The organism is Shewanella sp. ISS20 (assembly GCF_056522965.1).
In genome coordinates this window covers 1,478,656-1,498,504 of the sequence record NZ_JAWRZK010000001.1, presented here as the reverse complement: position 1 = coordinate 1,498,504, position 19,849 = coordinate 1,478,656, and the positions used below count along the sequence as shown (strand labels likewise).

Annotated in this window: 17 protein-coding genes; 2 read left to right on the top strand and 15 right to left on the bottom strand. The window is 45.9% G+C overall.

Annotation, left to right across the window (positions count from 1 at the left end; genetic code table 11):
* The first annotated feature begins 35 nt into the window (after positions 1 to 35).
* Complete coding sequence (locus tag AC1HDP_RS06730) at positions 36 to 962, top strand: precorrin-2 dehydrogenase/sirohydrochlorin ferrochelatase family protein (RefSeq protein WP_479638154.1); 927 nt, start codon at positions 36 to 38, stop codon at positions 960 to 962.
* On the top strand, positions 952 to 1,488 hold the full coding sequence (locus tag AC1HDP_RS06725; protein WP_479638153.1) for a YaeQ family protein: 537 nt from the start codon (positions 952 to 954) through the stop codon (positions 1,486 to 1,488). Before AC1HDP_RS06730 ends, AC1HDP_RS06725 begins: the two co-directional genes overlap by 11 nt.
* Before the next feature lie 87 nt (positions 1,489 to 1,575).
* Here AC1HDP_RS06725 and AC1HDP_RS06720 read toward each other — a convergent pair whose 3' ends face one another.
* The 15 genes from AC1HDP_RS06720 to AC1HDP_RS06650 all read right to left on the bottom strand — a co-directional run bounded on the left by AC1HDP_RS06720 (position 1,576) and on the right by AC1HDP_RS06650 (position 19,618).
* A complete protein-coding gene (locus tag AC1HDP_RS06720; RefSeq protein ID WP_479638152.1) occupies positions 1,576 to 1,953 on the bottom strand; it encodes a rhodanese-like domain-containing protein in 378 nt (125 codons plus the stop codon).
* A 4-nt stretch (positions 1,954 to 1,957) separates the two neighbouring features.
* The gene (locus tag AC1HDP_RS06715; protein ID WP_479638151.1) at positions 1,958 to 2,182 is read right to left on the bottom strand and encodes a YgaP family membrane protein; all 225 of its coding nucleotides are present in this window, start codon (positions 2,180 to 2,182) and stop codon (positions 1,958 to 1,960) included.
* Position 2,183: 1 nt separating this feature from the next.
* A complete protein-coding gene (locus tag AC1HDP_RS06710; protein ID WP_479638150.1) occupies positions 2,184 to 5,402 on the bottom strand; it encodes an efflux RND transporter permease subunit in 3,219 nt (1,072 codons plus the stop codon).
* Positions 5,403 to 5,409: 7 nt separating this feature from the next.
* Entirely contained in the window at positions 5,410 to 6,516 is a 1,107-nt protein-coding gene (locus AC1HDP_RS06705) for an efflux RND transporter periplasmic adaptor subunit (protein ID WP_479638149.1), read from the bottom strand.
* Between the two features lie 187 nt (positions 6,517 to 6,703).
* On the bottom strand, positions 6,704 to 7,414 hold the full coding sequence (locus AC1HDP_RS06700) for an SIMPL domain-containing protein (RefSeq protein WP_479638148.1): 711 nt from the start codon (positions 7,412 to 7,414) through the stop codon (positions 6,704 to 6,706).
* A 143-nt stretch (positions 7,415 to 7,557) separates the two neighbouring features.
* Positions 7,558 to 8,793, bottom strand: a complete 1,236-nt coding sequence (locus AC1HDP_RS06695) for an OmpP1/FadL family transporter (RefSeq protein WP_479638147.1) — start codon at positions 8,791 to 8,793, stop codon at positions 7,558 to 7,560.
* A 468-nt stretch (positions 8,794 to 9,261) separates the two neighbouring features.
* A complete protein-coding gene (gene putP, locus AC1HDP_RS06690; protein WP_479638146.1) occupies positions 9,262 to 10,710 on the bottom strand; it encodes a sodium/proline symporter PutP in 1,449 nt (482 codons plus the stop codon).
* 191 nt (positions 10,711 to 10,901) lie between these two features.
* Positions 10,902 to 11,603, bottom strand: coding sequence for a DUF3379 family protein (locus AC1HDP_RS06685; RefSeq protein WP_479638145.1), 702 nt, complete (start codon positions 11,601 to 11,603; stop codon positions 10,902 to 10,904).
* Positions 11,596 to 12,159 carry a sigma-70 family RNA polymerase sigma factor gene (locus AC1HDP_RS06680; protein ID WP_479638144.1) on the bottom strand — a complete coding sequence of 188 codons (564 nt, stop codon included), beginning with the start codon at positions 12,157 to 12,159 and terminating at the stop codon, positions 11,596 to 11,598. The genes AC1HDP_RS06685 and AC1HDP_RS06680 overlap by 8 nt, the downstream gene beginning before the upstream one ends.
* Positions 12,160 to 12,349: 190 nt before the next feature.
* Positions 12,350 to 14,044, bottom strand: a complete 1,695-nt coding sequence (locus AC1HDP_RS06675; RefSeq protein ID WP_479638143.1) for a BatD family protein — start codon at positions 14,042 to 14,044, stop codon at positions 12,350 to 12,352.
* Entirely contained in the window at positions 14,038 to 16,236 is a 2,199-nt protein-coding gene (locus AC1HDP_RS06670; RefSeq protein ID WP_479638142.1) for a vWA domain-containing protein, read from the bottom strand. The genes AC1HDP_RS06675 and AC1HDP_RS06670 overlap by 7 nt, the downstream gene beginning before the upstream one ends.
* A gap of 2 nt (positions 16,237 to 16,238) precedes the next feature.
* Positions 16,239 to 17,222 (bottom strand): vWA domain-containing protein, encoded by a 984-nt coding sequence (locus AC1HDP_RS06665; RefSeq protein ID WP_479638141.1) that lies wholly within the window; start codon positions 17,220 to 17,222, stop codon positions 16,239 to 16,241.
* Entirely contained in the window at positions 17,216 to 17,722 is a 507-nt protein-coding gene (locus AC1HDP_RS06660) for a DUF4381 domain-containing protein (RefSeq protein WP_479638140.1), read from the bottom strand. Before AC1HDP_RS06660 ends, AC1HDP_RS06665 begins: the two co-directional genes overlap by 7 nt.
* 4 nt (positions 17,723 to 17,726) lie before the next feature.
* Complete coding sequence (locus tag AC1HDP_RS06655; RefSeq protein WP_479638139.1) at positions 17,727 to 18,659, bottom strand: DUF58 domain-containing protein; 933 nt, start codon at positions 18,657 to 18,659, stop codon at positions 17,727 to 17,729.
* Positions 18,660 to 18,661: 2 nt separating this feature from the next.
* A complete protein-coding gene (locus AC1HDP_RS06650) occupies positions 18,662 to 19,618 on the bottom strand; it encodes an AAA family ATPase (RefSeq protein ID WP_140933039.1) in 957 nt (318 codons plus the stop codon).
* Positions 19,619 to 19,849 lie beyond the last annotated feature (231 nt).

The following is a 19,849-nucleotide window of genomic DNA, read 5'->3' as shown; positions in this document are numbered from 1 at the left end:
AGACGGTTATTTTCAGTATTAGCCTCTAGGAAAACATGCAGTATGTTCCAATCATGCTGGACACTAACCAGCTCAATATTTTAGTGGTGGGCGGCGGCAGCGTCGCTGAACGTAAGTTAACGCTCCTTGCCCGCACTCAGGCCAATATTGATGTTATGTCGCCAGCGATTACTCCAGCCATTGAGCAACTAGTTGCAAGCAAGCGTATACAATGGTTAGCGCATCACGCTGCGGCTGGCGATATTACTCATCACTATCAGCTAATTTATTTAGCCACAGATGATAGTGAGGTGCAGCAGCAATTAGCCGCCCAAGCCGCCAAGCTTTCGATTTTAGTCAATGTGGTCGACACGCCTGCGCTGTGCAGTTTTATTACTCCAGCGATAGTTGATCGCGGCCGCTTACAAGTAGCCATCAGTACTGCAGGCGCGGCGCCTGTGTATGCGCGCACTATTCGCAGCCGCTTAGAGCAAGCGTTACCCGCCTCATTAGCGCCATTACTTGATTTTGTGGCTGAGCAGCGCGGCGCAGTGAAGCAAGCATTTTTAAATGAAGATGATAGACGCCGTTGCTGGGAGCGTTTTTTTAGCCTGAATGGCGATAGGTTTGATGATCATACTCCGGCCTTATTTCAACAGGCATTGGTCGCTAAGACTCACGCTTTGCCACCGCTATTGTTATTAGATGAACAGTTAGTTCCTCAATTATTACCCATAGCTGCCGTACCGTTACTGCAGCAGCTTGAATACCTGTTCCATCGCGGCCCAGTGGCTTTGGAGCTTAATGAATTAATTCGCCGAGATTGCCACCGCGAAGCCTTGATTGAAGTATCGGCGGCGCTTTCGCGCCAACGCGCTGGATATCGCACTATGCTGATTGCAGATAGCGATACCTTGGCATTAGCGGCAGCGCAATCTCCTCATTGTTTGACCTTGATTGCTGGAGCTGTACATGGCACCTAATGCCACGATTTTTAAAACCGAACTGCAGATTGCAGATATGGACCGTTTTTACTACCAGACTCACCATTTGACCTTAGCGCAGCATCCTTCTGAAACTGATGAACGTATGATGGTGCGCTTAGCTGCCTTTGCTTTGAATGCCTCTGAACATTTAACTTTTTCAAAAGGCTTGTGTGTTGATGATGAAGCTGAGTTATGGGAAAAAAGTTTATGTGGTGACATTGAACTCTGGATTGAGTTTGGTGAAGCCGATGAAAAATGGATTAAGAAGGCTTGTGGCCGCGCCAAAACCGTTAAGTTGTATACCTATGGTGGTCGCAGCGTACCTATCTGGTGGCAGAAAAACCAAGGGCCTTTGAGTCGTTATAAAAACTTAGAAGTGTGGGAATTCCCTAAAGAGCAAATTCAGCTATTAGCCAGTTTAGTGAAACGCAGCATGCGTGTGAGCTGCAATATTTCTGAAGGCGAAATGTGGCTTAATGATGATGATCAAAGCTTAGCATTAACTCCGCAGCGCCTGTATTAAGCGTTTGCTTCTATTGATATAAAGTTAACGGCCGCAATTGTGGCCGTTATTGTTTGATGCTTGTTCGGTTGGCAAGTAGGCACGCAGTTATTGCTGCGCGGGCGCTGTGCGTTGTAATTCTTCTAAGGCGCTGCCATTAAAGGTGTGAGTGTAACCTTGCTCTATTAAGGTTTGCTGCGCCTTACCACTGCGATTACCACTGCGGCAATATAAAACCACTTCAGTGTCTTTGGCGATGTCACGCTCAGCAAAAACTTGGGCGATTTGATCGATAGGAATATTAATCGCATCCGCTAAGTGACCTTCGGCAAATTCCGCCGGGGTGCGCACATCGACGATTAAGGCGCCATCTTGGATCATTTGCCAAGCTTGATTGTCCTCATCTGCGGCTTGTACGCTAGTTTGTAGACTTAACACAGCCAACAGCGTGACAGCAAAACCTGTAATTACTTTTAAAAATTGCATTTCCTTATCCTTTTGCAAGCTTAGCAGTTGTTATCTCAGCTTCTGACTTGATACCACAGTAGCGCATGACCATGGCCGCCGGACAGAAGCCGGTAAAAGCACTTTGAATTAAATTAACACCGACAAAGGCAGTAAGCCAGATAAAATGCGAGCTTACCCAGTGTGTTAGCGCTAAAGATAGCAAAACCATGAAACCTGCAAACACGAATATGGATTTTTCGAGTGACATGTTATTTCTCCGTAATATAGCGTTTAGCTATGGCTGGGAAGCGGTTAATTAAACTGAAATATAGCACTGGGATTAAGATAATCGTGAGTAAGGTTGACACTAAAATGCCAAACAATAAACTCACCGCTAGGCCGTTAAAAATCGGGTCACCTAAGATAAACAATGAGCCTATCATGGCGGCCAGTGCGGTTAATAGAATCGGCTTGGCGCGCACCATACCGGCATGAATCGCGGCTTGCTCTAAAGGAATGCCTCTGGCTAATTCATGGTTAATAAAGTCGACCAGTAAAATGGAGTTGCGCACTATGATGCCAGCGAGCGCTATCATGCCAATCATAGACGGGGCCGTAAAAGGCGCCGCTAATAACGCATGTCCCGGCATGACGCCGATGATGGTTAAAGGAATAGGTGCCATGATGACTAACGGCACAAGGTAAGAGCGAAATTGCGCTACCACCAGTAGGTAAATGCCTATCATGCCGATGCCATAAGCTATGCCCATATCTCGAAAGGTTTCGTAGGTGATTTTCCACTCACCGTCCCACAAAATACTCACACTATCTAAGCCTGACGGCTGGCTAGCAAATGATTGCTGGTAGCCTAAACCCTGTGGCTCCTTGATGCGGCTAACCATATCAAACATGCCATAGAGCGGGCTATCAAGCTCGCCCGCCATATCGCCAGTAACCATTATCATAGGGATCATATTTTTATGCATGATGGGCGTACTTATCTTGCCCTTTTGGATGGTCACGACATTAGCTAGCGCCACCGCTTGCCCTTGCTGATTAGGCAAGGTCAGATTGAATACCTGATCTAAATCCATTTTCATGGACTCTTTAAGCTCAAGTCTGATGGGAATAGGAGTTTGTTGATGGCTTTGATGCAAGCTTGCGACATCTTTACCACCAATGGAGGTAGTCACTAAGTCAACAATGCTAGCGTAAGAGACACCTAAGCTGCTGGCTTTTTGTCTATCTATGCTGACTTGCCACTGAACTTGCTGTGCTGGCAAAAAGATGTCGATATCAACTATGTCTTGGGTTTGTTCAAACAGAGTCTGCATTGCCATAGCCGCTTGGTCTCTAAGCTCAGCACTCGGCGCGTATATTTCAGCAACCACTGGCGCCCACACCGGCGGCCCTGGTGGTACTTCCACCACTTGAATGCGCCCACCATACTGCTTGGCTATCTGAGTTAATTGCGGCCGCACTGCGGCGGCTATGGTATGGCTGTCACGCTTTCTTTGCGCCAGCGGCAGTAAGTTAACTTGAATATCGCCAAGCTCAGGCGTACTGCGTAAATAGTAATGCCTAACTAAACCATTGAAATTCATTGGCGAGCTTGTGCCTACATAAGTCTGCACATGGCTTACTTCGCTCACCGTTAATAAGTGTTGGGATAACCCATTGAGTACCTTTTGGGTTTGCTCTAGGGGGGTGCCTTCAGGCATATCGAGCATCACTTGAAACTCAGACTTATTATCAAAGGGCAGCATCTTCATCACCACTAACTTGGCCACAGGTAAACTTAAGGCAATGGCAATCAAGGTAATAATGGCGGCGCTAAATAAATGGCGATATTTTTTGGCATGCTGGCCAATAATAAACGGGCTAAGTAGTTGCTTAACTAGGGTCTCAAGGCGTGGTGGCGTGGTGGCTGGTGTTTTTAATACTGGGGCGTGACGCAGAAGCTTACCGCTGAGCCAAGGAGTTACCATAAAAGCTATGGCCAGAGAGATTAACATGCCCATACTAGCGTTGATGGGAATAGGGCTCATATAAGGCCCCATCAAACCGCCCACGAAATTCATGGGGAGTAAGGCTGCTATGACAGTTAAGGTTGCCAGAATTGTTGGACCACCAACTTCATCCACAGCTTTGGGGATGAGTGTTGTCATCGGCGCATGACTTAACGCCATATGGCGGTGAATATTTTCAACCACCACTATGGCATCATCGACTAAAATGCCGATAGAAAAAATCAAAGCAAATAGAGAGATACGATTTAACGTAAAACCCCATGCCCAACTGGCAAATAACGTCATAGCAAGGGTGATTAAGATAGCAACGCCTACCACCACAGATTCCCGCATTCCCATGGTCATAAGTACGAGTAAGACCACCGCCATAGTGGCAAACATCAGTTTATAAATTAGCGTATTTGATTTCTCTGCCGCCGATTCGCCATAGTTACGACTAACCACTGCTTCGATGTTATGTGGGATTAACACGTTATGCATCAAGGCGAGTTCATCAGTAATAGTGGCGGCTAAATCAACCGCATTGACCCCCGCTTGTTTGGCTATGGCGATAGTTACAGCAGGAAAGCTGCCGCTATTATCTTGAAACCACACATTGGCATCACTGATATCGGCGCCTAAATGTATGGTGGCAATATCGCCTAAATAGATAGGCTGCTGGCCGTTACTTGATGGGATTACAGCTACAACAATATCGGCGACTTCTTGCTCTGATTGTAAAAACTGACCAGTTTTTACCTTAATGACTTGATTATCTTGTACCAAAGATACCGGCATCGACGCATGGTTGTTATCGTTAAGGCTGGCTTGTATTTTTTCAATGCTGAGGCCAAAGCCATTAAGTTTGATGGGGTCAATCCGAATATTAAGCACTAAATCTTGCTGGCCGACTAAGCTAATTTCGCCCGTACCAGCAATGCGTTTTAACTGAGTTTTTAAGCCGGTAGCGACTTGGGTTAATTGCTCGGCACTGACATTCATATCGTGGGAAAAGAGATTGATGTTCACTATGGGAACGTCATCTATGCTTCGCGGTTTGATCAGTGGCTCACCAACTCCAGCTTGCCTTGGCAGGCGATCCATATTGGCATAAAGCTGATTATAAAGAGCAACTATGGCATCGTTGCGAGCCACTCCCACCTCAAAAACCACTATCAACATAGCGCCGTCGGCTTGTGACATTGAATATAGGGTATCTATGCCCTTAATTTCTGAAATTAATTGCTCAGCAGGCAAGGTGACTAGGTTTTGCACTTCCTCTGGGGTTGCGCCTGGGAAAGGAATAAAGACGTCAATAAAAGTCACATCTATCTGCGGATCTTCTTCTTTGGGGGTGACAATAATGGCAAAAAGTCCCATGAGTAGCCCAAGTAGTGCCAGTAACGGTGTCATAGGGTTTGTTTGAAAAGCTGCCGCCAAGCGCCCAGCTATGCCTAATTTTTGATAGTTCGCTTCCATGAGATACCTATTGTGCCTGGTGCTGACTTGGTGACGCTGCGCCTGTCACTAATACTTGATAAGGGTTCATAGCAATCTTATCCCCTGCGCTTAAGCCTGAGAGTATCTGTACTTGCCCATTGTGAGTTTCACCTAAGCGCACTTGTGTCAGTAAATATTTACCTTGCTGCCAAAGATATACCGCTGAGAGTTGATTTAAATGGTAGATGGCAGTCTCAGGTATCTGAATTTGCTCTGCTTGATGGCGGGTAAAGCTGACCTTAGCCGAGCTTCCTGGACTGAGACCGGTTAATTGTGATGGCAAGCTTAAGCGCACCATATAAGCGTGGCTCTTAGGGTCAGCAAAGGGACTGATCTCAGCTGTGATGTCAGATAACACTCGGCCATCACTTAGGCGTATGGTAAACGCAGGCTCGCGAGTTAATGCTGCTAGGTAGCGCTCAGGAACCCAAGTCACAACGCGCATGGCTTGAGTTGAGTAACCAGACAGCAGTGCTTGCCCAGGTTGCACGGTTTCACCCATTTCGACATGACGAGCCGTGACTATCCCTGAAAATGGCGCAAATACTTGGGTGTATTTGACATTTTCAATGGCTTTATCGACCTGAGATTGCGCTGCATTGACGGCTTGAGTGGCAGATTTGGCATTGGCAATGGCTTTGTCCATGTCACCTTGTGATACAGCGCCTTGTGGAAACAGTTGTTTAAGCCTTTGCAACTGAGCTTTAATTTCAATATTGATAGCTTTGGCACTGGCAAGTTCAGCATCAACTCGAGTTAATTCCGCCCCTTGCTCTTTGCTGGTCATGCGCAGTAATTCTGCGCCTTCAGGAACCCTATCATTGACATCATAATTAATGGCTAAAATACGCGCTGAGGTTTGGGCTGAGACAGTTGCATTTTTTACGGCTTCAATGGTGGCATCTAATGCTAAGGTTTGCTTGACCAGCGTTGGAGCGATAGTGATGAGATCCTTAGCGAAAGGGTCATTAACTATTTCTTGATTGAGCGCTGGCTCATTGCCAATGGCATCATTATTTTGAGCGAAAAGTAGCGGTGGGAATGCACTAACATTGAGCATTACCGCCAGTAAGGCAGTGCGGCGCATATTCATTATTGACCTCAATTCCATTGAAAAGCAGAGATAAACATCATCCATGCAAAAATTCTAATGGAATGTGAGGCAGACTGCAATCAATCCATTAGAAAAATATAATGGATTAATTGCATCAAGGGCTGGTTAATGAAGCCTTTGAATTAATGACATCGTTAAGTCACTGCCAACGGGGTCATTTCCCTACTTAGTCAATCAAGTAATAAGTCACAGTCGATACCACCCTTACTTGCTTGATGTAAGGGGTATTGCTATCGCGATCGGTAATAGTGAATTGCCCTTGGCTCGCTTGCATAATTTTACCGAGCTGGGATTGCGAGTCTTTAGCGAACTTGTCGGCAACTTCGCGGGCATTTTGAGTGGCTTGCTGGATCATCTCAGGTTTAATGGTATTGAGATCATTGTAGAGATATTGCACCTTGCTATCGTAACCATCGGTTGCGAAGGTAATGCCTTCTTTCAATAAGGCGAGAATTAATGGCTGCGCTTTACGCACCTTGTCGACATCGGTGGAATACACAGAAATGGTGGCTTTAGCACCATAGCGGTAGCGAACATTGGGGTCTGAATAGCCCTGAGCTTGTCTATCATCGATAGATGGCATGGTATTAGTAATTTCTACATCACTAAAGCCTTGTTCTTTCAAGAAGGCCACTATGATTTCACTGTTTTTACTGACATTTTGATAGAGTTGACTGAGATCGTTATCAACTACGCTAAATGGGATAGGCCAAATGGCAACATCGGCTTTAACTTCCATTTCGGCAAGGCCTTTCACCGTTACACTTCTATCTAAGGTTTTCATGGTGATGAGGCTATTACCGGCCTGATAGCCAAGCCCAACTAGACCTGCAAAAATTCCCAATCCTAGTAGTGCCGCTGCAATAATATTTTTCATAATGTCCTTGCCCTAGGTTATCGATAGTGATGCTTTGATTAATTAAAGTGGCTTCACTGTATCTAGTTGCGCGGCATTTGTACATTTTGCTTATAAAAAAAGCCGCGAATTCGCGGCTTTTGAGTCTAATTAAAAAATTACAATTAGAACTGATAGTTATACTGCAGACCGTACAACCAAGCGTTCGCACGAGTGGTACCGGTAATGGTAGCCGCTGCAAGTGAACCTACCATTTGTTGTTCTTTAAGATCAACATCTTCGCCCATCAGATAGGTGGCGCCAAAATCAATGCTGGAATGATTGCTTAGCTTGTAAGTAAAACCGGCTGATAGCCATTGGCGGTCAGAATCTGGAATGGCAATTGATTTGATTTCATCAACTGCGCCCATGTCATACATATAACCGGTTCTGAGGGTCCACTTGTCATTGATATCAAAGGTACCGCCGACAGAGAAATGCCAAGTATTGCGCCAGTTGTATTCTTTAATGGTGCCAAATGCATCGGTATCTAAGCTATCGAATTTGCTCCATTCGATGTACTGCGCCGAATATGACAGAGCGAATAAGTCAGTTAACTGATGAAAACCTGAGAATTCAGCCATAGAAGGTAATGGCAAATGCAGTGTGTCATCGTGAGCTGGCTTTCCTTGGTAAGTGAAATCACCTTCAGCCTCAATGGTTGGGCTGAAACGATAGCTTAAACCAAAGCGGTTATTACTGTTTACTTCATACACAGTACCTACATGCCAGCCTAAACCAACCCCTGAAGCCTCAACATCTAGAGCGGCTTTTGAACCAACAAGACCTACAAGTTTAAAGTCACGCTTCAGCTCGCCAGTACCTGAGATAATATCAAGGCCAGCACCTAAGCTCCACTGCTCGTTGATGCGATAAGAGACGCTGCCTTGTAAATTAACGCTGCGCACTTTAGTCAGACCGCCAAAAATATCGCCAGCGAAATCATCTGGATATTCAGTTGTGGTACCAAAGTTTGAATAAGCGCCAAAACCTATGGCCCACTGGTCGTTCAATGGATGAACAATGAAGATGTTAGGAGCAACGCTCACACCACCAATATCATCAACATTTGGGATGTCTTTTGGCACTGGTGACATTAAATTGCTGTACTTAGCATCGCTTAAAGTGACATCTGTATCAATTACTATGACACCACCACTGATAGCCGTGTCTTTAAATAAAGACATAGCGGCTGGGTTGCGAGCCATGGCTGAAGCATTATCAGCAATGACGGCATCGCCCGCATAAGCACGGCCAAGACCAGTGGCTGATTGGCTATTTAATTGAAAGCCTGCGGCCATGGTTTGCGCACTGAGTAAAGTCACTGCTGTGGCTAATAGAGTCTTGTTGAACATTTTCATTATTATCATCTCTTATTATTGGCACAGTGCGATACTCTGCCTTTTTAATGGCTGTATGTTAGGGACTGGTGACTAATGCCACAACTCCGACCAGAGATAAATGGCTGTTAATAAAAAGTTGGATGGCTGTATAATTTTAGCTTTTGCTTATTTTGGTTGCAAGATAGCGCTTTGTATAAGCTTTTGTTATTTATGTTTTTTATTCAAGATCGGAACTTTTGGTTGTGAAGGTTAGTTAGCTGGGATGGCATCAACCTAGCGTTACAATAAATAAAAAGCACAGTCGCTGACTGTGCTTTTTTAATGCAATGATTTTGCGTTTTTGGCGATAAATTAACTTTTTAGCCTAGGTCTTGCCCTAAGTTTTGCTCTAGGGTTAAGCCGTTTGGGGCGTTTAACTCCCAAGCTAAAGCTAAGCCATCGCTAGATAAACACTGCAATAACGCGTTAATTAGGCTCTTAAAAGCGTTATAACTGCTGCTTGAAGCGTTCAAACTGCGCTAGTGTAGCAGTGCTAGGTTTAGAGATAAGACTCACAAGATAGCCAGTGATGGTTGCTGCAATAAATCCTGGGATAATTTCATAAACATCGAAAATACCTCCGTTTAATTGCTTCCAAATCACCACAGTAATGGCACCGGCTAAAATCGTTGCCACCGCGCCATCACGGCTATAGTCTTTCCAAAATAAGGCCAGTAATACTACAGGACCAAAGGCGGCACCAAATCCAGCCCACGCATAACTCACCAGTTCAAGTACGCTTGCCTTAGGATCGAGCGCCAGTACAGTGGCTATAATGGCAATCACTAACACGCCAGCACGGCCAACCCACAGCAATTCTTTGTCACTTGCTTTTGGGCGCAGCCACTTTAAATAAAAGTCTTCAGTAATTACGCTTGAACACACCAATAACTGTGAATCAATGGTGCTCATAATGGCAGACATGATAGCCGCAATCAGTAGACCTGCGACCCAAGGATTAAAGGCCACTTGCACTAATTGAATAAAGACGGTTTCAGGTGTCGCTAGGGTTTCACTGAAATAAATATGGCCACTAATACCTACGGCCAAGGCTCCGATTAAGGCTAACGCCATCCAAATCATGGCGATATTGCGTGATAACGGAATCGCCTTATGATCTTCAATCGCCATAAAGCGGCTTAAAATATGGGGCTGGCCGAAATAACCGAGTCCCCAAGCTAATAATGAGGCAACACCTAAGAGACTGGTATTGTCATTAATCAGACTGAAATAGCTCGGGTCGAGTTGATTAAGATTATTGATGGCTTGTGGCTCAGTAAAAATAGTGACGGGCACTATGATTAAGGCCAATAACATTAAGCAGCCTTGAAAAAAGTCAGTCCAACTAACGGCAAAAAAACCACCGATAAAGGTATAAGACACTATGATGGCGGAGCCGACCATTAGCGCGGTGACATAATCAAAGCCGAAGACTTTTTCAAATAAAATGGCGCCTCCGACCATACCTGACGCTGAATAGAAGGTAAAAAAGACCAAAATGGTAATGGCGGAAACTAATCTGAGTAAGCCTTTATTATCTTGAAAACGGTTTTCAAAAAAGTCAGGCAAGGTCAATGAATTACTCGCAAATTCGGTATAAATTCGCAGGCGTTTAGCTACTAAGTTCCAATTGAGTAAGGCACCAATCATTAAGCCTATGCCGATCCAAGCTTCTGATAACCCGCCAAGATAGACAGCGCCAGGTAATCCGAGCAATACCCAGCCAGACATGTCCGATGCGCCAACACTTAAGGCCGTTACGGCGGGTCCCATCTTGCGGCCACCCAGAATATAGTCATCAACCGAATCTGTGGCTTTATAGGCCCAAAATCCTATGCCAAGCATGAGGATGAGATAAGCACTAAAAGTAATTAAAATAGGTAGTTCAACAGTCATAACGGGGAAATTCTCATTATTATTAGCGACACTAGTGCATGACCAACTCCAGCAAAACTGTTTGGTCAAAGATCTTTAATCAAGGTTTACGCGGGTGAGTGATGGATAATCCATCAGTAGATAAATTATAGCTTGCTGATATGCTAGCAGAATATGGCTTACCTTCGCAAACAAGGTAAGCCATTCCAGGATTAGATAAAGCTGGTTTCTATGCGTGAGCGGGTGGTGATTAATGCTTGCTGGTTATTGGCCACCAGTAACATATAAGCATTTGGGGTACTGTACGCAGCGCCGATATAGTCATCATCATTAAAGTTGCTAGTTAACTGAAAACGCATGTCTTTAGGCACTATATATAAGGTAACCTTTTGATCCCCTTGTTGTAATACTAGGTGAAGCGATTTAACTCCCTGAAAGTCACAATAAGTGGCGTATAAAATATCCCCAGGCGTTGTGACAAAATGCTCGCTACTGTCTGGGAATAGTTGCGCTAGTTTTGCATTGACCATAGCGATAGGAATAATAGACTCGTTTTGTAGCGCTTTGGTCTCATGATGCGTATGAGCTAAGGCATGTTCACTTAAATTAATGGGCGCGAGTCTTAATAAGCTCAAGGTCATCACACTGATAAAAGCTATGGAGGCCGCGATAGCAAAGCTCATTCCTATTCTTCGTTTTACGATAGCGTGGCTTTTTAGCTGACTATTAAGTAGCAACTTGTCTGCCAGTAATGGCGGTGGGGGGACAGCTAGCGCCCGATGTATTTTGCCATCGAGTGTTTGCATTTGTTCCAAAAAATCGGCTTTATTGGCATGAGTCGCCGCTTGGATAAAGTCTTCATCTTGGCAATGTGGGTCAATGACCGCTTGCCGACGAAAGCGTAATTCATCCATTGTTCACATCTCTTATCTGGTTAAATTCAAGAAGATCTTTTAATTGATTGCGCGCGCGAAATAAGCGAGTCAGTACAGTGTTCTGGTTCAATTCAAGAACTTGGGCTATCTCTTCGCCAGTAAAGCCTGCGATGACTTGCAGTAATAATGGCTCACGATATTCAGGCTCTAGCTTAGCGATTTGACGGCGCAATAAAGTTTGTTCCATTTTCTGCTCGAGGGTTAGATTGATATTGTCCTCTAACTGATTTTCTTCGGTATCGGTATAGTCAAACTGTTTGCGTTCAAACCGCCGTGCATTCTCACGCCTTAAAATGGTGATAAGCCAAGCTTTCGCCGCTTTTTCATCTTTTAAGGCATCTAATGACTTCCACGCACGCAAAAAAGTTTCTTGCGTGATGTCTTCGGCTACATGTCGATCACCACAAAGCCAGTAAGCATAACGAAATATATCGGCATGCAAAACCTTCACTAGGGCGTCGTATCGTTTTTGTTTATTCAGCATGTCATTATTGACCGTGCTTGGCTGAATTTTATTTCGAAGTTTTGTGAGCATAGTCATTCATGCAGGCGGCGATAATATCAGCTTAACCTAAAAGTGAGCAGAGGCAATGGGTATGCTTGTGTTTAACTGAGATAGAGGTGATGGCTGAAAGGATAGCAATCTTAAGCGGATTAGCAGGTTACCGCACAACATGGGCAGCACCGCCTATGTTATGCGTTAACGTCTAAAATTAAGGGGCAGGCTAAGGATTAAGTGCACTCAATTCAGAGCGTTGCAGGTTCGCAGGTGCTAACTGCTTAATCTCTTTTAATAGCTGTGAGCATAATGCGGCGCTATCGTGATTTTCCTCTTGGCCATAGGCGTGGCGTTGTAACTGAGCTAAAGTTGCCGCCACTGCGGGCGCGTAAGTGGCAAGTTCGACTAACGATAGGTTAACCCCTAACTTATCACTGCAGACACTGGGTACTAACGTCATTATGGTGCCAATGGCTTGTTGCTCACAGGCGCGCTTGAGCGCCTGTTCATTAGCTTGAGTTGGCGCCATTTGACTGTGAGTTAAGTGTGCTGGCGCGGCATTGAATGATGTTTTGCGCGCGCGCCACCAGGCCCATAAGGTGATTAACCATAGGATGGCAAAGCCTAAACTTAGCCATGGCCATAGGCTGCTATGAGTAAACGGCGATAGTGCCGAGTTGGCTGACTCTCTCTCACCACCATCTGCACTATTGATGGCATTGCTTGATGAATTACCTAGGTTACTGTTTAATGCCGTTGATGTATTGGTGGTCATAGCTGATGGCGCAACGTCAATCTGCCGCTCTGGCAGCGTGGCATATTCAACCCGTTTTAACTGCGGATTCCACCAAGGAATACTAATGGCTGGTAAGGTCAAAGGGCCTGGCTGCGTTGGCACCATAGCAACGGTTTGCGTCAGCTGTGAAATTAAGCGTCCCTCACGTAAAATGCTCTGGCGCACAGGTTTTTCAGGGTAGAGCTTCACATTGGCTGGCGCCTTAATATTCAGGCTAGGGAGATTGTAATCTTCGGCGTTGGAGGCAACCAGAGTGAAGGTACGAGTAATTGGAACCCCCACTTCAAATGGCTGTTGCTCATCCCACTTTTCCGACAGCATGGCTAAATCTGCGACCCACCATTGACCGTTAAAGTCACTTGGCACATCTACTACGTCTAAGGTGCTATCTTTTGCGCTGGTTTGTACTGGGCGACTTTCATTAAAGGCAAATAAGTTAGTGGATTGATTTTGATTGATAATATCGCCGTTAAACTTGGCGCCAACTAAGGTGACTTTGCCAGGTTTATCTATGGTAATACCATAAACGCGTTCAATGACCCGATAACGTATGCCATTAACTATCTCAGTGCTGTCCTTGTCTTCACCTAGCTGCTTTACTTGCGCCCCTTTAATTTCTGGCGCGCTAATTACGCCGCGCTGTAAGTCTTTGGCTAAATACAACTTAACCTGATAGGTAACTAGTTCATCAACATAAGGCTCAGCATTCGATAGCTTTGCCTTTAACATGACATCTTGGCTATGCATTGCATTTGGCGTTTCGGCAACCACCTCAAGGGTTATCGGTGAGCTTTGTATGCCATCAATACGAAAGGCTGGAATAGTCATAGTGCCGACTTGTTTGGCCGCTAATAAAATTTGCCAACGGGTTTCCTTGCTCGCATCGAAATTAATGATTTTAGTGCTGCGACTGACACTGGTTCGCCCAATAATAAAATCCTTAGCTAAGGCTGAGGTATTGAGCGCGTTATTGGCGGTATCATCGTTAGCTATGATAGTTAACGCAAAGTATTCATTTTGCATGACTGGATTGCGATCCACTTCTGCGGATAATCGTGTCACCTGCGCATGGGTGAAAAAGGGGATTAACCACAGCAAGAAAAATAGGGATTTGGTATTTACCACTGTTGTGCTTCCTTATTGGTGTTGCCTTGCATTTGGCGCTTTTGATATTCAAGCTGCATTTTATTGCGTAGCAGGATCTGGGGATTGTCGCTGACAGCGTTGAGCATGCGCTGCATCTCCGCGGGTAATGGCGGTCTTTGTGGGTCAGTGGTTGCTGACGGTACACCTGCTGTTGCCTCTTCGGTATTACCGGCAGCCTCATCTTTAGCTGCGCTTTGAGCCGCTTGGCTATTGCCTGCGGCTAACTCATCTGCTGAGCTTGGCTGTGACTCATCATGTGTTGCCTCTGTTTCTTTCCCGTAGCTAGTGTCACCGTCGGTTGGCGACTTAGCTTGGCTATCGTTAGGGTCTGCCAGCATGGGCGCTTGATTGCTTGGCTCATGTTGTTGTTCATCTGAGTCATTAGGCTTAGATTCATCAGGGGTAGATTCATCTTGCTTTGACTCATTAGAATTGGGCTCATCAGGCTTGGGCTCATTAAGATTTGATGCATAAGCTTGCTCAGATTTCTCATCTGACTGAGCATCATTTCCCCCTTGTGACTGACTCTTATCAGCATCTTGATGTGCTGGGTCTGCGGTGTCGTCAGCAGGGGTTGGCTGCTCGCGTTCGCTGCTCGCCTTTTGATTCGCTTCAGCCTGCGATGATGACTGCTTCGATGCTTGGTTTGAGTCAGAATTTGAACCAGAGTTTGGTTGTCCACTGGGCTCATTTGACTGTTCAGCACTTGAGGATTCTTGGTTCTGCTGGCTGTCTTCACCCTGATTGTTTTGCTGTTGATCTTGGCCGGACTCGCCAGATTGCGAGTCTTGCTGTTGTTTTTGTTGTTCTTGCTGTTGGTGGAGCAATTTTTCTGCCAGTGCCAAATTTTGCTTAGCCTCAGGAAAATCCGGCGCTAATTTGCTAGCTTGCTGATAACGCTCTTTAGCGGCCTCATATTGCTCGAGCTGCATTAAGGCATTGCCTTGATTATAAAGTCCATTGGCACTGTTATCTTTGCTAAATTCAGCGAACGCTTGCTCATATTCTTTCGCCTGATATAAAGCGGCGCCGCGCCACTTAGCGTCAGTAAAAGTATCGGCAGCTTGTTGATATTGTCCCTTGGCATAAGATGCTTGCGCTTGTTGATCTTGGGTGTGCCATAAATCATCCCAGCTACTGGCTTGTGCCTTAGGCGCGATGACACTTGAGGTTAATAACAGACATGCGAAGACGGCATTGGCCAATATCCCATGCCGGAAGGTTAGCAACACGGGCAATAACAATAATAGGGCGATATAAGGACCAAGATCTTGCCACTGCTCACCTTGAATATCGGTAAGCTTGGCGTTATGGGTCACCTTTGACCAGTCAATCACTTGTTGCACATCTGCGCCATTAACACTCATAGGCACAAATAAGCCATCATTCGCTGCGGCCAACTTCGCTAGTAATCCCATGTCAGTTTTGGCTATGATCACTGCGCCTTGATTGTCTTTTTGCAATTGACCATCAGGAAAGCGAATGGCGGCGCCGGCTTCTGTGCCTATGGCCATCACGGCCAAGCGATTGTGGCTGCCACTGAGTACTCGTTGCGCTTGTTCATATTGCTCCCGATTAATGCCATCGCTAAATACAATAATATCGCCATCTTGATAGCCAGCTTGCTTGAGTAACTGTTGGGCTAAGGCTATGCCTGAAGCTATGTTAGAGCCTTGGACTGGCATAATCTCCGGGGTTAAGGTTGGCAATAAATTGAGTAAGGTTTGCTTGTCGCTGGTTAATGGGCTGATAGTAAATGCATCACCCGCGTAGGCCACAAGCGCGGTATCGCCTTGAGTGAATGCTGTAATCAAATCAGTGGCTCTAAATTTTTCTTGAGCTAAGCGATTTGGGGTTAAATCGTCGGCAAATAACGAGTTAGACATGTCTAAAACTATCACTCGGCCTTGATTAGTGGCAAAAACCGGTGTGGCTTCTTTGGTGATGGCAGGCCCAGACAAGGCTAAGATACTTATCAGTAACATTGATGCTAACCACACTAGCGACTTCTTACGGGTCGCTGTGGCAGGGGACACTAATAACCGACTCAAATGACTGGCAATATAATTATTCCAGACCGACGCGCTGCGCTGCACGCGCCATAAATAAGCGAGTAAGAATGGCACTAATAGCAAGCTCCATAGCCATTCAGGTCGAATAAAATGCAGCATAATTATTTACTCTCCACATAACGACTGGGCTTGTTGACTTGCCATAAGGCGAGAGACACGCCGAGTAACAACATCATGGCTAATGGCCAATAAAAGAGTTCAGTTTTTGGCTGATAACTTTGCGCATCGCGGCTAACGGGCTCAAGTTTTTCAATGGCGTTATAAATTTGCTCCAGTTCTTTAGGATTACGGGCGCGAAAATATTGACCGCCAGTCATAGACGCTATGCTTGCTAAGGTTGACTCATCTAAATCGGCGGATGGATTAATTTGCTCGGCGCCAAAAATGCCACGGCGGGTAAGCGTTTCAGCGCCTATGCCTATGGTGTAAATAGTAATACCGCGTTTGGCCGCGATTTTAGCTGCAGCTAATGGCTCAATATTACCGGCATTACTGCTGCCATCTGTGAGTAAAATTAACACTCTATTACTGTCTTTTAGGTTCTCAAAGCGCTTGACCGCAAGCCCAATCGCTTCACCTATGGCGGTTTGTTTACCGACTAAACCAATCTGCGCCTCTTGCAGGTATTGTTTAACACTGCGTCTATCTTGGGTGAGTGGCGCCTGCAAATAGGCATGATCGGCAAACAGAATTAAACCGATGCGATCGCCTTGGCGCCGTTCAATAAAATCGCTTAATACATGCTGAATAAGCGTGAATCTATCCACCAGAGTATTGTTCACTACCATGTCTTCAATTTGCATACTGCCAGATAAATCTACCGCCACCATTAAATCACGGCCATCTGTGGGTAAGGCGATAGGCTCACCTAACCAAGTAGGGCGCGCTAATGCCATGAGCAGCAAAACCCAGATTAAGTAGAGGGGTAAGCTGGCCTTAACCGTGCTTGGCTGGCTTGGCGCTGACGTCATAGTGGCAACGCCTGGCAATTGCAGTTCACCGCCAGTGACAGCTTGTTGCTTACGTCGTAACAATAAGGGCAAAGGTAAAAGTAAAAATATCCAAGGCCAAGTGAGGGTTAACATACTAATTTCCTCTGACTTTGCTCGCGAGTTGGCGGCAAGGCTTGTACTAGCCAGTGCTGAGCCAATGCTTGTAGCTGCAAGGTTTGAGCGTCAGTGAGTGCTTTGCCACTAAAGCGCTGACCTAATAAGGGCTGCCATTGGCCACGCCTATGGCTGGCTAAATCTTGATCAAGCCAAGTAAACCACGCCTCATCATTGAGGCTGGCAAGATTGTGCCTTGGGTAGTAACTCATGGCGGCACGCTTTAGTAATATATTGACTTGATTGCTAAAGTCCGGCTGCTCGCGCTTGAGTTTGGCAAGTAACGCTAAGGCTTGCTTGCGGGCGCGGCGCTGCTGTTTCCGTTTCTTCATCCATAACACTAACGCTAGGCAGAGGATGATAATCACACCCAGCACTAACCAATAGCCGATTGCTGGTGGCCAACTGCCAATCTCAGGCGGCAGTTGGATATCTTGGAGTGAGGCCAAGGGTGAGTTGGCCATAGCGACATTGCTCACTGTCTTATCCTAATTTGGGTAATTGTTGCGATAACGGTAGTCCGGCGTCGATAAATCGTGGCTGGATTTTTAGTCCGCGCAACATAGTCACATATTGCTGTTGTTGCTGTAGCTGCTGCCTTAGCCATAACTCGTAACTGGGACGATTAAGCCAGCGCTCAACATTATGATCGCGTACGGGTAATTGAAATTGTGGCGGCAGCGCTAGCTCGCCTTGGCGCAGCGGGTCGGTAATGATAAACGCGGCTAAATCGCAATGTCGGTGTACTAAGCTTAACGGCGCTTGGCAAGCTGGGGTCATGTTAAAACCATCACTGATGAGGTAAATCAATGAGCCGGGTTTTGCTAAGCACACTAAGCGTTCACACGCGCGGGTTAAGTGATCAGGATCGGCTGGCGTGTGGCTAAACTGCTGCAGCTGCTCAGCATGCATGCTAGTTATCGTATTGATAAAAGGTAATATCCCCGCTTGGCGACTACGAGGTTTGAGCTCTTTATGCTGATGCTCCGACACTATTAAGCCGCCTAAGCGATCACCGTGACCAATGGCCGCCCAACCTAAGGTTGTGGCTAAATGGGCGGCTTGCACGGCTTGCAGCAATAAACTTGAACCAAAGTACATGCTATGGCTCAAGTCCAACAGGATAATGACTGGGCGCTCACGTTCTTCTACAAATAACTTAGTGTGGGCTTGGCCAGTTCTCGCGGTTACGCGCCAATCAATAGTGCGGACATCATCGCCGTGCTGATAATGACGTACCTCAGCAAATTCCATCCCACGGCCCTTAATGGCGCTATTGCGATGCCCAGATAAACTCGCGCGGGCACGCCCCAGTCGTTCACTTACGACTGCTGCTTGTCGCTGACAGGCAAGTAATTCGTTATCACAGAGCGAAATGCCATCGGCAAACAGTGGCATGGACGAAGGTAAATTCATATCTAAGGTACCGCTACCACTGACAATAAGTGATCAATGACCTGATCGCGTGTCACCCCTTCGGCTTGCGCTTGATAGCTAAGTAGCAAACGGTGGCGCAATACATTAGGGGCTACCGCTTGAATATCTTCAGGCGAGACGAAATCACGCTGTTGCAACCAAGCGCGGGCACGGGCGCAGCGCTCAATCGCTAAACTGGCGCGCGGACTAACGCCGTACTCTAACCAGCCTGCCAGTTCCTGACTATACAAAGCAGGTTTACGGGTGGCGTTAATAATATCCACAATATAGTGCTCTAACGGTTCGGCTAAATAGAGCTCCAATGCTTCTTTTCTGGCTTCAAATACATCTACTTGCGCAATAGGCTCGACTTTTAGCTGGTGATCGCTTAAGGCCTCGTTACGGGATAATCGTAGAATTTTCAGCTCAGTTTCGGCGCTGGGGTAATCAAGGTTGAGATGCATTAAAAAACGGTCAAGCTGCGCTTCTGGCAGTGGATAGGTGCCTTCATTTTCTAACGGGTTTTGAGTGGCCATCACCAAAAACAATTCCGGTAGCGGGTAGGAGTGCTTACCCACAGTGACTTGTCCCTCAGCCATGGCTTCTAATAAGGCGGATTGCACTTTGGCAGGCGCGCGGTTGATTTCATCGGCCAAGATCAGATTATGGAAAATAGGACCGGCTTCAAATTCAAATTGACCGGTTTGGGCGCGATAAATATCGGTACCGGTTAAATCGGCAGGCAGCAAATCTGGGGTAAATTGAATGCGATGAAAATCGCCCTCAACGCCTTCACATAAGGCTTTAACTGCGCGAGTTTTGGCTAAACCTGGAGGGCCTTCAACCAGTAAATGACCATCGGCAATCAGCGCAGTTAATAAGTTTTCAGTGAGATCTGGCTGGCCCAATACTTGTTGATTGAGATAATGGCGCAAAGAATGAAATCGACTAATTGGCATAAAAGGTACTCATTCACTTATAGATGGCAGATATAGACAAACGACAGTGTAAATAGTTTCGATGAAATTGGAACTCGTGTATCTATTAATTGTTTTACATGGAAAAAGTTGCACAAAGTAGGTAAATTTTAATAATAAACAAACAAGTGTTTTAAACCTAGATGGAAATAGTTAGAATCTGATCACACTTCTATTGGTCAGACCTGTTAAGTGGGTTGTCAGCACTCAGCA